The following is a 14,945-nucleotide window of genomic DNA, read 5'->3' on the forward strand; positions in this document are numbered from 1 at the left end:
ATAGGTTATTTATGCTTTTAACTGATGGGCTTAAACGTTTGTAACTGAGTTTTTTCTTGTCGCCATTGCCTTGGCGATTTTCCCGTCCAGCGACGAAAGTGGCGGCTGAAGACCGCAGTTTCTGCATAGCCCAGTTGCAACGCGATATCGGTAATACTCTGAATATTCTCACTTAAACGCTGCTCGGCGAAATCCTGACGCACTTGCTGCAATAGCTGTCGATAACTCGTGCCCTGCTGCTTTAGCTTGCTTTGCAGCATTCTCGGGTGTAAATCCAATGCTCTGGCGACACGCTCCACGCTGCATTCTCCAGTCGATAGCAAACGACCAATCATGTTTGCCGCTTGGTCACTGAGATTGTTTGGGTAACGGGTTTGCAGCTCTTTGAGGTGCTGTTGAAAGTGGCGCTCTAGTGCGTCTTCATCTTGGTGGTTCTTAGCGTTAAGTAGACTCGCTTTAAGTAGGATACCGTCAAACTTATCACCAAAACGCAGTTTGTTCTGCTGGGCAAATTCGCTCTGTTCTGCCTCGAAGCTTGCGTGTTGGGTCAGGTGTAAAGAGAAATGGCTCGCTTCAATATCAAGCAGACTGGCAATAAACATCGCCAGATGCGACACACTCAACTGCATCAACTGCGCGATACCGCGTTCGCTGTGCACATCAATACTGAGCGACAACCGTACCCAATCATCTTGTGGAGTCGTGTTGAGAGTTACACCTGATGAATGCAGATAGAGGAAATCATTCACCCGCACCAAGGCGTCACCGACCGTTTCCGCGCGAGAAACCAGCATCGGCAAATCACCCAAACTTTGCAGGTTTTGGCGCTCGGCGAGTAACGCGCCAAACAACGGTTGCTTACAACGAGCAGCTGCTTCCTCCAGCAATTCAGCCAACCTTGAATAAGCGAGATAAGTATCGGGATCGCGAAATTGCGCCGTAGACAGCCCGACAGCAGCCATAATCTCAACCGGATTCTGCCCTAGTTCGGAAACCAAGCTATCAAATTTATCGGCGGCGCCACTTCTTACGATATGCATGTCTCGATTTTTAAATGTTAACAAGTTGTAAATCGCAATATATCAAATTTACTTCGCAAAAGGTCAAGTGAGTGTCAGTGAGTTGATTTAAGTTACATTTTGATAACAACAACGCATGGATGAGAAGCAGTATGGAACTTATCAATAAAACGGCCATTGTGACTGGGGCGGCTGGTGGAATTGGCCAAGCCATCATTGCAAAGCTGAGAGAGCAAGGAGCCAAAGTGCTTGCTGTCGATATTTCGGAACAATCACTGCAAATGTACACAAGTTTTGACCCAAAGCAGTTGGGAACCTTTGTCGCGGACGTCACCGATTACCAACAAGTTGAAGCTATGGTGAAGTGCGCGGTCGAACAGTTTGGCTCGCTTGACATCATGGTCAACAACGCAGGCATTGGCGCGCCGAAACCTCTGCTTGACCACGACCCAATTGCCGATTTTGAGCCGATCTCAAAGGTCAACCAAAATGGTGTCTACTACGGCATTCTTGCCTCTGGAAGACAATTCCAAGCGCAAGGCACGCCGGGCGTGATCCTCAATACTTCTTCTGTTTACGCACGAATGGCGTCTGAGATGACCTTTACCTACAACGTCAGTAAAGCCGCAGTCGATATGATGACCAAATGCGCCGCATTAGAACTCGCACCATTGGGTATTCGTGTTTGCGCTGTCGCTCCGGGACGCGTTGATACTCCGATGTTAAGGCAATACGAAGAGGTTGGCCTGTGGGACCACATCCGCAAAGAACAGATGCGTCAAAACTTCACACAACCAGAAGAGATTGCTGATGTGGTGGCGTTTCTGGTCAGCGAGAAAGCCAACTGTATCAACGGTTGTACCATCAGCGCATCTGACGGTTTCGAGAATTTTAAGTACCCACTTATGGGATAGGCGAGTACGCCACATTACAGCAATAGCGAGGATGTAAGTTATGTCATTACCAGAAGTTATTCAGCACCAAGATTTCTTATTAACTCTTAATACCAATGAAGAGTCGATCATCAAAGACGCGCTACCGGGTGTGGATGTTTACCCATTGTTTCTTGATCCAGAAAACGGTACTTGGGTGATTCGTGCCAAATTCAAGCCGGGCGTGACTTTACCTAAGCACTTCCATACTGGTGTGGTGCATTTCTATACACTGAGTGGCGCTTGGCACTACATTGAATACCCAGACCAAGTCCAAACCGCTGGTAGTTATTTGTATGAGCCAGGTGGTTCGATTCATACCTTTCACTGTCCAGAAGAGTCGGGTGGTGCTGATGGCTTTATGGTGATCCAAGGTGCGAACATTAACTTTGACGAAGAGGGTAACTTCATCAACATTATGGATGCAGGTTGGATTGAGCAAGTGGTGGTTGCCGCTGCCAAAGCGCAAGGCTTCACTGCGCGCTATATCAAACCGGGTGCGATTGCTGGCCTAAGCGATGAGCTAGCGGAGTAACCCCATGCAACAGATGAACAGTATTGTAATGCAGGATGGCCGAGTCCGCCTGCAGCAAGTCGAAATCCCTCAACCCGAAGCAGGACAAGTGTTGGTTCGCAGCCTTGCCTGTGGCATTTGTGGCTCCGACCTTCACATTACTCGACACGCGGATGAGGTATTTGATGTATTCCACCAGCTCGGGTTGATACCTGATGAATCCGGTGAGCACGCTCAAGTGATGTTAGGGCACGAGTTCTGTGCGGAAATTGTCGAATACGGTGCCGGTACGCAGCAAACGTTGTCCGTTGGTAGCCGAGTCACCTCTGTGCCGATGTTGCTCAGTCAAAATGGCGCAGGCGTTGGTGTTACTCCGGGTACTTATGGTGCTTACTCTGAGTACTTCCTGCTTGATGAAGCGTTATTGCTGCCTGTCCCAGACGAAATGCCGTCTGAGGCGGCGGCGTTAACCGAGCCGCTGGCGGTCGGTTTGCACGCGGTCAATCGCAGTGAAATCGAAACGGAAGAAACCGCGCTGGTTGTCGGTTGCGGCCCTATAGGGCTGGCGGTGATTGCTGCACTGAAACAACGTAGCGTGAGCAATATTCTTGCGGTCGATCTTCAGGAAGAGAAACTGCAACTTGCTAGTGAGTTTGGCGCAAATCGATTGATCAACCCGACCAAGGAAGACGAGATCGCCGTTGGTGAGCAGTACGCGATGAACTCACGTCTGGTCATTTATGAGTGTGTGGGCAAGCATACCTTGATTGACGATTTTCTGCGCCGTGCTCCTGCCCGAGCGCGAATCGTCATCTCGGGTATCCATACTACACCTGCAATCATCAACTACGCGTACGCGACGGTAAAAGAGCTCGATTTGAGATTCTCTTACTACTACCAACCGCACGAGTTTGAGCAATGCCTACAAGCGATTGCCGAACATAAGTTGCCTTGGCAGAAAATGCTCACCGCCAAAGTGGGAATCGATGGTGTCGAAGACGCATTTACAAAGTTAATGACGCCAAATGATCACATCAAAGTCGTTATCGAACCTTGGCGCAGCGGCGCGTTAGAAGTGATTTAACTCTTAGCCAGATTAAGCTAGCTAAAACCAATTTTAGTTTGGTGACAGCCCCAACCGTAGCAGCTAGGTTGGGGCTTTTTTTGTTAGGCCTGTTCTGCGTATTCCTGTTGCAGAGCAGGGTAATCGGTGTAGCCTCGTTCGTTTCCGCCAAACAACGTTGAGCCATCGAGTTCTGCCAACGGATGGTGATGTTGCAAGCGAGAGACTAAGTCTGGGTTTGCTACGAATGGCCGTCCGAATGCGACAAGATCCGCGTAGCCTTTCTCTAATACTTCGTTTGCTCGTTGAGGATCGTAGCGACCGGCAACAATAATAGCGTTGCGAAAGCGCTTTCTAAGTTCGATTCGAAACGTCTCAGGAATCGTTGGTGCATCGGCCCAATCGGCCTCGGACAAGTGCAAGTAGGCAATGTCGCGCTCCTGTAGCTGTTTTGATGCCTCTAAGATCGTTTGCACGATATCTGGGCAGTCCATATCTTTAAACGTAATGAATGGTGCCAATCTCACCCCAACTCGATGCGCACCAATAGCGGCGATAACTGCATCCACTACTTCGATAAGAAAACGGATACGATTTTCTCGTGAACCGCCGTAGTTGTCTATTCGATGGTTTGAGTTGGTCCTTAAGAACTGATCGATCAGATACCCATTCCCGCCGTGGATTTCTACACCATCAAAACCCGATTCAATGGCGCGTTTGGCTGCGTTCGCGAAATCACCGACAACTCGGTTGATATCCGCTTGTGTCATGGCGCGAGGCTCAACACAATCGACCATATTGCCGTTGCCTTGTTCATCTGCAATCCAAACTTGCGTCTCTACCGGAGCGAGCGCAGATGGTGCGATAGGCTGTTCACCATTTTGGAATGTTGGGTGAGACACTCTGCCCACATGCCATAGCTGACAAAACATCGCTGAGCCTTGTGATTTGACCGCTTGGGTCACACCCTGCCAGCCCGCCACTTGCGCATCGGTGTAAACGCCAGGGGTGAACGAATAGCCTTGAGAATCGTCCGAAATTTGCGTGGCTTCGGAAATGATCAGCCCGGCAGAAGCGCGCTGTTGATAATACGTTGCCATCATCTCATTTGGGATGTTGCCCGGCTGAGTGGTGCGTGCGCGAGTCATTGGTGCCATGACAATACGGTTTTGTAGTGACAACGCTTTCAGTTGAGCTGGTTCAAACAGCTTATTTGTTCTTTGTTTCATGTTGCGCTCCTCAGATAAGTACTGGCACGTTGGTCGCTTTACGAGCGGTTGCCATCCAGTGAAGTACGGCTGGATCCCATTGCACTTCGGGCGCACTGAAAAAACCGCGTAGAATGGAGAACATAATGGCCTGATCAACCAGTGACGTTTGCTTTTCTGAACTTAGGTTGAGCAAGGGTTTGGTTTGTTCTATCAAAGCGGCGACTTCTTTCGCAATCGCAGGTGTATCGTTAATCAAGGCTTCAAAATTTAACGCTTCGGTTTCTTTTTTTGCACGCCATGCTTGTTTAGCGGTTTCTGTTGCAAATTCCGGTAACGTCATGTTTGACCAACGCGGATACCCGACTTTTTGTAGCGGTAAAAACGCTTGTTTTTGCCAGTCTAAAACCGGTGCTGAGGGTTGGCTGCTTTCATTGGAAGATGCCAATTCAAGGAAGTAGTTGATGATGTCTAAGCTTTCCGCCATGGCTTCACCATCGTCTTTGATCAAAAGAGGAACTTGTTTTGCGCCGATGAGGTTTGTGGTGGTGCTCTCGTCGTCATAAGCAATGTTGATGACATCGAGCTGAATATTCAGCATGCCTGCAACAAAACGGACGCGGGCGCTAAAGGGGCAATGTTCATAAATGTACAGTTTCATTTTTGTTTCCTATCTCTTGGCTGGGCAGGGCGTGTTGTTGTGCGTTGAACAGCGTTACGGCGTTTAACTTTGCCCTGTCACATAACGTTCTGGGTCTAAACAATGTCGATAGGGTCAGTATATGGATTCGACTTAATTTGATAATTGGGTTATATCTGAATTGATTATTCAGTTTTTCCAAATAATAAGGGCGCGAAGGTGGATAAGTTTTCGGATATGACGTTGTTTGTCGCCATCGTTAAACATCAAGGTCTGGCAGCGGCGGGAAGGGAGTTAGGTTTGTCTCCGGCGACGGTAACGGCAAGGCTGCAAGCGATAGAAGAACGCTATGGCGTAAAGCTGCTCAACCGAAGCACACGCCACGTATCACTCACGGACGCAGGGGCAATGTACCATCAAGCTTGTCTGAACATCATTGATAGCGTGAAAGAGACGGAAAACTTACTGCAAACGGGTATTTCGGAAGTGCGCGGAACGTTGAAAATTTCAGCTCCACGAGATATTGGCAAACAAATTATTTCGCCGATGGTGTCGGCTTTTTCTGAGCAATATCCGGATGTGACGCCTTATCTTTATCTTAATGACAATTTATCGAACTTGGCTGAATCGGGGCTCGATTTAGTGATTCGTTACGGTGAGTTAGCGGACAGTAATCTCATCTCGCGCAAGCTGGCATCGAGTCAACGTGTGCTGTGTGCGTCACCTGATTATTTGTCGAAGCAAGGTGTCCCAAACTGCCCACAAGATCTCGCGGATCATCGCTGCTTAGCGATGGTGCGCAGCAATGAAGAATTAAAAACGTGGCACTTTAAAGATGAAGAGTCTCACCAAACGATCACGGTCACGCCAAAGCGATTTTCTGATGATGGTGAAGTGATTCGACAATGGGCGTTGGACGGTGCGGGGATTGCATTGAAATCGATTTTAGATATTCAGCAAGACCTCAAAAAACAACGTTTAGTAACGGTTTTGGATGGGTATATGAAAAACTTCAGCGCCTTTTCGCAAGGCGCTGAAGCGGATCTACATGTCATTTATCAAAGCCGCCAATATCAACCGAAAAGAGTTCGCCTGTTTTTGGACTTTCTAGTTGAGCAATTTAGCGCGCTGAGTGATGCCAGCAATCAGATCTAGATGCGATTCAGAGGTTTCTCGGCGGTGGCGATAAATCCCGACGGTGCCAGGGTTTGGTTCGTTTTCCATGGTTAAGCATCGTAAGCCAAAGGATTCCAAATACGGTTTGAGGTGGCCGGTATAAGACATCACCGCGACGCTTTCTTTCAGTACATCAATACTGGCGAGCAGAGAATCCACTTCGTAAGTCGGTCTGTCATCCAGTTGCTGCCTTTCGCGTTCATTTTGCTTCGGGATTGGGTTATCGATGACGTGAGCGAATTTCTTAGCGTCATAAGTGACCGAAAGAGCGGGGTATTCGTGCAGCATATCTTCGGTGACGGTTTTCCCTAGCAGTGGGTGGTTTGGGGAAACAAAATAGGCATCAACCGTTTGAAATAGCGGAATAAACGTAACATCGCATTTAGACGACAAACCGACAATCTCGTGGCCGATGAAGAATTCAATCTGTTCGTTGATTAATGAATCCATCAAGCCTAAGTGGTTGCCAAATTCGACGTGCGTAGATGCCGAAGGCTGCTTGGTCAGATGTTCATTGAGTGCTTGTTTGACGAACAGCGGCCACCACGCATCGCCAGTACCCATTTTAATTTTTCCGACTTGGTATTGTTTCCGTTCATCAATGCTTTGCATCATTTGGTTGTATTCATGCTGCATCGCGTTGCTATGGCGATAGAGGATGCGTCCGTATTCGGTCAACACCATGCCATTAGGGTGACGTTCAAACAGCGTCACGCCGAGATTCTCTTCCAGCTTCTTTAAATTGCTTGTTACCGTTGGCTGGCTTAACCCTGCCATTCTTGCCGCAGCGCTGATGCTTTGGCAGCGTGCAACCAGTAAAAATTGCTGCAGAGATTTGTCCATTTTCTTTCCCCTCTAAGAATGAGGGGTATTTTGCACAATTTCATTTATAAATCACAAATCTGTAATCTCATTTGATTGAAATTATGCGCATTTCATAGATCTACATCACTGTTGGAGTCTGACGTATAGATGTTATCTATAGCTCGCTCCTGACTTCCTATTTTCCCCTCAAAAAGGTGTTCTTTAGACTGTCGCCAAAACAACAATCTAAGGGATGAACATGAAACCGAGTTTTATTGCGCTTGCTGTCGCGTCTTGTATTGGTCTTGCTGGATGTGGATCAGATTCTTCTGATGCGCCTGTGCCGGTCGACAAACCAATTATTTCAGCCGACTTATATTTACGTGGTTTAAATGGGGATTGGGGCACGGCAGAGCATGTCAAGCTAAACTATTTGGGTAATAACGAGTACGAAACCGTACTGCGCGTCGCTCGAGGTAGCAATCAGTTCAAGATTGCTGATCCGGGTTGGCAGATCCAATACACCTATTTTGAGGAGCCCGCGGCGTTCGATAAAGCTCAGGAGTACCTACCAAAACCAGACACGAATGAAGCGTGTATGAACGATGATTGCAACTCTGAGATCACGTTTGAAGACAAAGGGTATTACAAGTTTTCTGTGAGCTTTGCCGATGAAAGTCGTGCGACAATGACTGTGACGAAAGCAACGCAAGAAGAAGCGGAAAAATACTACTCTGATGCGATTCTCGACCCTGCAATGGTGCATGAAGGGCATCAGAATAAAGAAGTGAAACTGTTCGCCAATTACGATGACTCGAGTGATACCGTGATTTTCTCGGTGAAAGATCCTAAAGCTGAGCTGCGTGAATTTGGTATTTCAACGACGACAGAATTGCGTGATGCGCTCGACCAAGGCTTAGTGATTAATGAACAAACAGGGCCGCGAGTGGTGTCGGGCGATGTCGCGTTTGATGCGTTGTTTGCGTTGACGATGAAAGAGCTAGACCAGCTTGCCGTTTCTGAAATCAAAGACGGCAATTACAACTACAACAACCCAATCAAAGCGGAAGTTTTTGAGACGGGCGCGAAGTGGCATTATGTATGGACGCGTGATTTGGCGTACGCAGCAGACCTTTCGCTTGCATTGATGAATCCAACTCGCGTGCAAAATGGTTTGAATTTCAAATTGTCTGCTTTCCGCGACACGACCGATCAGCAATACGATGGCGAGCAGATTGTGCAAGACACGGGCACTGGCGGCAGTTGGCCAATCAGTACCGACCGCACGACTTGGGCGCTTGGTGCTGAACGCTTACTTTCGGCATTAGATGGGGAAGAGTACAACCAATTTTCTGAGCGCGCTTACAAAGCGATCAGCAATACACTTGAAGCCGATCGCCTGGCGGCTTTTGATGCGAAATCCGGTTTATACACTGGTGAGCAATCATTCCTCGATTGGCGTGAGCAAACGTATTCAACGTGGACGCCAAACGATGTCAATACGATTGGGAGCAGCAAAGCGTTATCGACAAACGTGGCTCACTACCGCGCGATTCAGCTCGCGGCTAAGTTGGCAGAGAAGTACGATTCAACCAACGCGGTCAAATACACCGATTGGGCTGAGCAGTTAAAAACCGCTATCAACGAGCAGTTTTGGAATGCCGAACGCGGTATGTACGTAAGCTATTTGTTTGACAATGGCAAAGACATCGCGGTCGACAAATACGACATGTTGGGCGAAGCGTTGGCGATCATCAGTGGCGTGGCAAGTGATGCGCAGGCGAAACAAATCATGGCCAATTACCCACACAGTGAGTTTGGCGTGCCGGTTTACTTCCCTCAACAACCGGACGTGCCTGTGTACCATAATCGCGCAATTTGGCCATTTGTTACCGCGTACAGCTTGCGCGCCGCGCATCAAACACAAAATGTGGCAGCAGCGAACAATGCCATTCAATCGTTGGTTCGTGGTACGGCAACTAATTTATCCAACATGGAAAACTTAGAGTGGCTTTCTGGTAAGTCATTCATCATCCATAGTGATCATGGTGAAGATCCAAGCATGGATGGCCCAGTTATTAACTCTCAGCGTCAGCTTTGGTCTGTGGGTGGCTACTTGAACATGGTGGTAGAGACCCTATTCGGCATCCATACCGAAACGGGCAAGTTGGAAGTGAAGCCGTTTATCACAAGTTGGGTGCGCAATAACTTGTTGGCTCAGTCTGAACAAATCACGTTGGAAAACTTTGCCTTCAAAGGAAAGAACTACTCGGTAACGATTGACTTGCCTGAAGTAAGCAAAGATGACACAGGTTACTACCCAGTTGAAAATGTCACGATGGACGATGAGGGGCATTTCCACGTGACATTGGGCGCGCTTGTGAATGTAGATAGCAGCATTACTTTAGTTTCTGGTGTGAAACCGTACGCAAGTGAAGATAGTCGCGTTTATTCTCCGCAAGAGCCAACATTGGTGGTAAAAAGCGTTGATAATTCGGTTTCGATTGACGTGACGAGTAAGTACAACGTGAACTTGTATCGCAATGGCGAGCTGATTCAAAAGAACGTGATTGCTCAATCTTATTCCGATACGCCAACAGGTTTTGCTTGTTATTTGGCTGAAAGCATTAACGATAAAGGCTTCCGTTCTAACCCAAGCCAACCTGTTTGTGTCGGTGAAGAGATCCGCATCAAACTTGATGGCGAATATCAGCCACTCAAAGACAATGTCTCAGTGGTTACGGTGAGTAAAGACAGTGGCATCGTAAAAGGTGCAGAGTCGTTTACAGCCCCTGTAACGGGCACTTACCAGTTCGATGCTTGGTACAACAATAACCTAGGGCAACTTAATACTGGCATCACGAACACCGTGAAATTGTTAGAGGTATTGGATGATGCAGGTAAAGTGGTTGGTCAAGGTTACTTGCAGATGGGCCATATTGGTGAAAACCAAGGTATGCGTTACTCAACGCCAATTGAGGTGACGTTGGAGCAGGGAAAAACCTATCAGGTCGCGCTGAAGGACCACTTCAATATGAGTTACCTCAAATCGAATGAAACCTACATCTACGCAGGTGGTATTGAGGGTGAAAAGAACGAAGCGCAAATCGCAGATATTCGAATCACACCTTTAATGTAGGCTGTTTTAACAAAGCAGTGTTCTAGAAAACTGTGTTCTAAGAAAGACAAAGCCGCTGAGATTATCAGCGGCTTTGTTGTATTTGCTATCGGGGGCCGTTTACAGGTTAGTTTGCAGCTTGCGGACGAGGCTTACGGCGCTGACCTGACGGTTTGTTTCCTGCAGGCTTAGCATTGTTTGGCTTGCGGTTACCAGACGGTTTACCAGCGTTGCCACTCTTATTACCGTTTGGTTTATTACCATTCGGTTTATTACCATTTGGCTTGTTGCCGTTAGGTTTGCGGTCATCTGGTTTACTGTTTGCACGACTTTGGCCTTCACGGTTGCCTTTAGGCTTGCCTGCACCGCCTTGGTTGGTGCTGTTTTTGTTGCCGTTGCTACCACCGTTGAAGCGACGTTTAGGTTTGTTTGCACCATTGCCTGCTTTCTTTTCGGCTGCTGGGGCATTTTCACTTGCAGCATTTGGCGCTTTTGGTTTTTTCGGCTTCTTAGGTTTTTTCGGTTTGATTGGGCGCGTATCCAGTTTAGATTCTGGCACCACATTGGTTGGCGCAAAACCTTCCAACTCTTTACGTGGTAGTACTTCTTGAATCAAACGTTCAATCGCAAACAACTCAGATGCTTCTAGCGCACACACCAGTGAAATCGCTTTACCTACTTCGCCCGCGCGGCCAGTACGACCAATACGGTGAACGTAGTCTTCTGCCACTTTCGGTAGCTCAAAGTTCACCACTTGCGGTAATTGCGGAATATCGATACCGCGCGCAGCAATGTCCGTCGCGACCAACACACGAATTTCACCCGATTTAAAATCCGCCAGTGCTTTGGTACGCGCGCCTTGGCTCTTGTTGCCGTGGATGGCAGCAGCCGGTAGATTTTGTTCGATCAGGAACTTCGCCAGACGGTTTGCGCCGTGTTTCGTTTTCGTAAACACCAGCACTTGCTTCCAATCGCCGTCTTTGATCAATTTAACCAACATCGGTGCTTTCTTCTTAACGTCTGCTGGGTAGATGCTTTGCTCAACCGTTCTCGCTGTCGAGTTTGCCGGATTCACTGAAATCTCAACTGGGTTGTTCACCAAGCCTTTCGCAAGATCGCGGATCTCATCCGAGAAAGTCGCCGAGAACAGTAGGTTCTGACGTTGTTTTGGTAGCAGAGCTAGGATCTTACGAATGTCACGGATAAAGCCCATATCCAACATGCGGTCTGCTTCATCCAGTACCAGAACTTCTAGTTGGTCGAACTTCACTGCATTTTGGTTGTACAAATCCATCAGGCGGCCTGGTGTCGCAACCAACACATCCGCACCTTTGCGAAGACGCAGCATTTGCGGGTTGATCTTCACACCACCAAAAACAACCGCACTGCTTAGTGGAAGATGACGGCCGTACATAAACACGTTTTCTTGCACCTGAGCCGCCAGTTCACGCGTTGGCGTCAGGATAAGTGCACGAACTTGGTTAGCACGAACGCGAGGGCCGTTCGATAAACGCTCAAGAATCGGTAGCGTAAAGCCTGCGGTTTTACCTGTACCAGTCTGCGCTGCTGCCATTACGTCTTTCCCTTCCAAAATAGCAGGAATTGCTTTTGCCTGAATTGGCGAAGGGGTGTCGTAGCCTTTCTCTTGAATAGCTTTAAGGATTGGAGCAGATAGACCTAACGAGGTAAAACCCATATGTATGATTCTCAATTGTAGAGTTAGATAAAAACGCGCCGAAAATAAATCGGTGCGAAAAGTGCGACATTCTGAAGCTTTTACGCGCAGGCTTCAACTAATTCCGTCATGGAGAAATATTTGAACTGGATCTCATTTCTTTTGGGCAGGCAAAACTGATAACTGGTTTGGTCGAGCGATTGAATGGTTTTACGTTGGCGATGCCCATTCTTACATCGCTATCACGGTATGCAGTTTTAGTTTATCAAATGCTGTTCGGAGTGTGGGGGAGGCTTGCTCCTTTCATTACTCAGCTTTTTGCATGCGTTAAAAACGCACTCGTCAATTGCTGAAAGAGTGAATCTACCGACGGGCGGTCGGATATATGATAGAAGAGTGGTGTGTGGACATCACCACGAATATCATCGTCATGACCACAAAACTGATTACACATTCGTACTGGTTCGACAATCTTCTCGACGTCGGCATCAATCAGAATGCATGCTTGTGATAACACCACTTGCCCACCGCCTTTTTTCAGTAAAACGCGCTGCGCGGTTCCCACGACTTTTTGCCCGCCAATGTTGAGGTTGTACTCGCCATCGCAGTAGGAATAAGGCGTAGCATGAACATCCACTTTCACGCCGAGCTGTTTAAAGAAAACCGTTAATATCGCACATAAATCGAGATACGCTTTTTTGATGCTGTAAGGCTCGCCTTCTGGCCAGTGGTAAATGTGGGATAGATTGATAATACCTGGCACCTGAGGGACTGGGGCACCACCGGTTTTACGAGAAAAGAGCTTCCAGCCAGACGTATTTAACGCATGTTCTAACTCATTAGACACTGGCCATTTCTTACCCGCGGGAAGCACGAGCGTTGGGTTTTTTACTTGCCAAAGCAATAGCACTTGCGAGAGTTGGTTGGACTGAACTTGTTTAATGAGCTCATCTTCTTTGTCAAATGCATCAGCGACTTCCGTAGCTGTATAGCGAATTAGCTTATTTTTAGCAACCAAACTCTATCCCTCGCGGCTATTTAATCATTACTGTTGTATCTCAGATACAGCTTTATTGCTAGGTCTGTGATTATTAGGTTTTTGCTCGCTAGCTGCATGATCACCTTTTGAGTCTTTTCCGTTGTCCATTAATTCTGCTTGAACACGCGATAAAAAGTTTTTGCTAGTCATCACATCAGCCATTCATAAAATCTGCCATCTATGAAAAATTTTGGCGATATAAGTATGAAAAAGCGAGTGATGACTCTCGCGTTAGCGGCATCATTAACGGGATGTGTGACGTTCCCAACTCAAGAATCTGAGCAAGTACAGGTGCTTTGGGACAATGTGAATGCGATTGAAAACTGTGAACTAATGGGTACCGTGATCGGCTCAGAAGGACACTTTTACGACTACTGGCTTCACGCAGATAAAGACATGGTTTGGGGGACGCTAAACCAAATGCGCATCAAGGCGGCGGATTTAGGCGCAGATACCTTGTACTTGTATCAACCGTTGAGCTTTTCTACGTCAGTGACGATGTTTGCAAATGCTTACAAGTGCAAACAGTAGCGATTTTCTTGCTCATAATTGAAAGACAGGCGCTGCTCGCCTGTCTTTGATGCGTTCTACAAATACTGGCGACTTTGCGTTAATTGACGTTTGCTGTCGCCACCGCTGATGTATCAGAGAACGACAATGTAAAGTCTCGCTCGGTATTAAGCACTTTGGCTGGAAACTCTAAGCTCAACTGCGTATGTGGCGCGACTTCTGAAGCAATGCTAGTAACGAATTTTCGGGTTTCTCCAGGAGAGATCGATATGTCACTTCCACCTTGTGATGAGAGCTCAGCGATACCCATTGTTTCAAGTGTGTTACCGGCAGTATCCGCCAGGTGTAGTAAAGATTCTGACTTGTAGATTAATTCTCCACTTTCTGTGCGATATGCATTAAACGAGTTGAAATTTGGTTGCAATGATCCTTGTGAACCAATGTTAGTAACGGAAAATGTCACATTAGCGCCATCAAAGTTCTCGACTCTTACGAGTACGTTACCGTCTTGGTAACGAGCGGCTGCTGCCGCAGTTGCTTGTTGTTTCTGCCTCTGTTTCTCTTTTTCAATGTCGCTTAACTGTTTCTGCTCATTAGCGATTCGATTCTTTGCCATGGAGTACGACTGATCGACCATTGCTATTAAAGCGGGGATTGAATACAAAGTGAGGCCTTCCAAATGGTCAAAGTCGATTTTGGCATGTTGAGTACGTTTATGATTAGAGAATTGGCAGTAACCATCAATCAAACTGATGAAAGCCACTTCAAAAGTGCCCTGTAATCGGCTTACTTCCTGTGCTGCTTTCTCTAGATTTGAGCGGACTTTCCGAATCTCGTCCAAACTCTTTTGTGAAAGACGACCGTTTGGCGATACGTCGTTAGAAACCGAAACCAGTTCTTCGGTCACAAATGGATTGTTTTCGGCAGGAATCACCGTAGTGATACGGTTGGATTTGGTGATGTCTTCGCCCAATAAAACCATCATTTTTTGCGATGCGGCGGTTGTGTTGCCCGCTAATACGTCACTACAGTTTGGCGACGTATTGGCATATGCGGCGAATGCGGTAAAAAGTGAAAGTGTAACGGACCAGCCGATGGTGACAAGTCCTGTCGTGATTCGAGTATTCATCCTGATAACCCCTCTGTCATTTGGTGCGATTCACTGACGTAATTGCCAATCAAAAGATTGGCTCGCGACATTCAGAATGGTTCTGGTCAACCCTTCGTAGTGGGTATGCCCACAGATG

The 14,945-nt window shown here is 47.4% G+C and carries 13 protein-coding genes and 1 pseudogene; 7 read left to right on the plus strand and 7 right to left on the minus strand.

Annotated features, from left to right (window positions below; all coding sequences use genetic code 11):
* Nucleotides 1-17: 17 nt before the first annotated feature.
* Nucleotides 18-1,040, minus strand: a complete 1,023-nt coding sequence (locus tag R7E29_RS05955; RefSeq protein WP_213906698.1) for an AraC family transcriptional regulator — start codon at nt 1,038-1,040, stop codon at nt 18-20.
* 131 nt (nt 1,041-1,171) lie between these two features.
* On the opposite strand from R7E29_RS05955, the gene R7E29_RS05960 reads away from it, so the two are divergent.
* Genes R7E29_RS05960 through R7E29_RS05970 form a run of 3 tightly spaced genes read left to right on the plus strand, consistent with a single transcriptional unit; the run spans nt 1,172 to nt 3,549 of the window.
* The gene (locus R7E29_RS05960) at nt 1,172-1,933 is read left to right on the plus strand and encodes an SDR family NAD(P)-dependent oxidoreductase (RefSeq protein WP_179001530.1); all 762 of its coding nucleotides are present in this window, start codon (nt 1,172-1,174) and stop codon (nt 1,931-1,933) included.
* Nucleotides 1,934-1,973: 40 nt separating this feature from the next.
* Complete coding sequence (locus tag R7E29_RS05965) at nt 1,974-2,486, plus strand: 2,4'-dihydroxyacetophenone dioxygenase family protein (protein ID WP_064376198.1); 513 nt, start codon at nt 1,974-1,976, stop codon at nt 2,484-2,486.
* Between the two features lie 4 nt (nt 2,487-2,490).
* Complete coding sequence (locus R7E29_RS05970; RefSeq protein ID WP_017633585.1) at nt 2,491-3,549, plus strand: zinc-binding dehydrogenase; 1,059 nt, start codon at nt 2,491-2,493, stop codon at nt 3,547-3,549.
* An 83-nt stretch (nt 3,550-3,632) separates the two neighbouring features.
* Here the strand turns inward: R7E29_RS05970 and R7E29_RS05975 are convergent, their stop codons facing one another.
* On the minus strand, nt 3,633-4,757 hold the full coding sequence (locus tag R7E29_RS05975) for an alkene reductase (protein WP_047008063.1): 1,125 nt from the start codon (nt 4,755-4,757) through the stop codon (nt 3,633-3,635).
* A 10-nt stretch (nt 4,758-4,767) separates the two neighbouring features.
* Entirely contained in the window at nt 4,768-5,397 is a 630-nt protein-coding gene (gene grxB, locus R7E29_RS05980; RefSeq protein ID WP_137282799.1) for a glutaredoxin 2, read from the minus strand.
* Between the two features lie 198 nt (nt 5,398-5,595).
* Between grxB and R7E29_RS05985 the strand changes: the two genes are divergently transcribed.
* The gene (locus R7E29_RS05985; protein WP_213906697.1) at nt 5,596-6,531 is read left to right on the plus strand and encodes a LysR family transcriptional regulator; all 936 of its coding nucleotides are present in this window, start codon (nt 5,596-5,598) and stop codon (nt 6,529-6,531) included.
* Here R7E29_RS05985 and R7E29_RS05990 read toward each other — a convergent pair.
* Nucleotides 6,484-7,395, minus strand: coding sequence for a LysR family transcriptional regulator (locus tag R7E29_RS05990; protein ID WP_069494270.1), 912 nt, complete (start codon nt 7,393-7,395; stop codon nt 6,484-6,486). The genes R7E29_RS05985 and R7E29_RS05990 overlap by 48 nt on opposite strands.
* 220 nt (nt 7,396-7,615) lie before the next feature.
* On the opposite strand from R7E29_RS05990, the gene R7E29_RS05995 reads away from it, so the two are divergent.
* Complete coding sequence (locus tag R7E29_RS05995) at nt 7,616-10,495, plus strand: amylo-alpha-1,6-glucosidase (protein ID WP_213906696.1); 2,880 nt, start codon at nt 7,616-7,618, stop codon at nt 10,493-10,495.
* Between the two features lie 106 nt (nt 10,496-10,601).
* Here the strand turns inward: R7E29_RS05995 and R7E29_RS06000 are convergent, their stop codons facing one another.
* Nucleotides 10,602-12,170 carry a DEAD/DEAH box helicase gene (locus tag R7E29_RS06000; RefSeq protein ID WP_115386517.1) on the minus strand — a complete coding sequence of 523 codons (1,569 nt, stop codon included), beginning with the start codon at nt 12,168-12,170 and terminating at the stop codon, nt 10,602-10,604.
* Between the two features lie 148 nt (nt 12,171-12,318).
* On the opposite strand from R7E29_RS06000, the pseudogene R7E29_RS06005 reads away from it, so the two are divergent.
* Nucleotides 12,319-12,396 (plus strand): annotated as a pseudogene (locus R7E29_RS06005) (VOC family protein); the annotation flags it as partial.
* A 63-nt stretch (nt 12,397-12,459) separates the two neighbouring features.
* Here the strand turns inward: R7E29_RS06005 and R7E29_RS06010 are convergent.
* Nucleotides 12,460-13,167 (minus strand): biotin/lipoate A/B protein ligase family protein, encoded by a 708-nt coding sequence (locus R7E29_RS06010; protein ID WP_213906695.1) that lies wholly within the window; start codon nt 13,165-13,167, stop codon nt 12,460-12,462.
* Nucleotides 13,168-13,392: 225 nt separating this feature from the next.
* On the opposite strand from R7E29_RS06010, the gene R7E29_RS06015 reads away from it, so the two are divergent.
* A complete protein-coding gene (locus R7E29_RS06015) occupies nt 13,393-13,719 on the plus strand; it encodes a DUF4156 domain-containing protein (RefSeq protein WP_025767966.1) in 327 nt (108 codons plus the stop codon).
* A gap of 79 nt (nt 13,720-13,798) precedes the next feature.
* Here R7E29_RS06015 and R7E29_RS06020 read toward each other — a convergent pair whose 3' ends face one another.
* The gene (locus R7E29_RS06020) at nt 13,799-14,827 is read right to left on the minus strand and encodes a hypothetical protein (RefSeq protein ID WP_213906694.1); all 1,029 of its coding nucleotides are present in this window, start codon (nt 14,825-14,827) and stop codon (nt 13,799-13,801) included.
* Nucleotides 14,828-14,945 lie beyond the last annotated feature (118 nt).

Origin of the sequence: Vibrio sp. Vb1729 (assembly GCF_033338655.1) — a bacterium.
GTDB lineage: Bacteria > Pseudomonadota > Gammaproteobacteria > Enterobacterales > Vibrionaceae > Vibrio > Vibrio alginolyticus.

Coding starts and splice junctions, on each gene's coding strand:
- R7E29_RS06000 (WP_115386517.1), bottom strand. CDS start 12,170: ATGGGTTTTACCTCGTTAGGTCTATCTGCTCCAATCCTTAAAGCTATT.
- R7E29_RS05970 (WP_017633585.1), top strand. CDS start 2,491: ATGCAACAGATGAACAGTATTGTAATGCAGGATGGCCGAGTCCGCCTG.
- grxB (WP_137282799.1), bottom strand. CDS start 5,397: ATGAAACTGTACATTTATGAACATTGCCCCTTTAGCGCCCGCGTCCGT.
- R7E29_RS05965 (WP_064376198.1), top strand. CDS start 1,974: ATGTCATTACCAGAAGTTATTCAGCACCAAGATTTCTTATTAACTCTT.
- R7E29_RS05955 (WP_213906698.1), bottom strand. CDS start 1,040: ATGCATATCGTAAGAAGTGGCGCCGCCGATAAATTTGATAGCTTGGTT.
- R7E29_RS05975 (WP_047008063.1), bottom strand. CDS start 4,757: ATGAAACAAAGAACAAATAAGCTGTTTGAACCAGCTCAACTGAAAGCG.
- R7E29_RS05960 (WP_179001530.1), top strand. CDS start 1,172: ATGGAACTTATCAATAAAACGGCCATTGTGACTGGGGCGGCTGGTGGA.
- R7E29_RS06020 (WP_213906694.1), bottom strand. CDS start 14,827: ATGAATACTCGAATCACGACAGGACTTGTCACCATCGGCTGGTCCGTT.
- R7E29_RS05995 (WP_213906696.1), top strand. CDS start 7,616: ATGAAACCGAGTTTTATTGCGCTTGCTGTCGCGTCTTGTATTGGTCTT.
- R7E29_RS06015 (WP_025767966.1), top strand. CDS start 13,393: ATGAAAAAGCGAGTGATGACTCTCGCGTTAGCGGCATCATTAACGGGA.
- R7E29_RS05990 (WP_069494270.1), bottom strand. CDS start 7,395: ATGGACAAATCTCTGCAGCAATTTTTACTGGTTGCACGCTGCCAAAGC.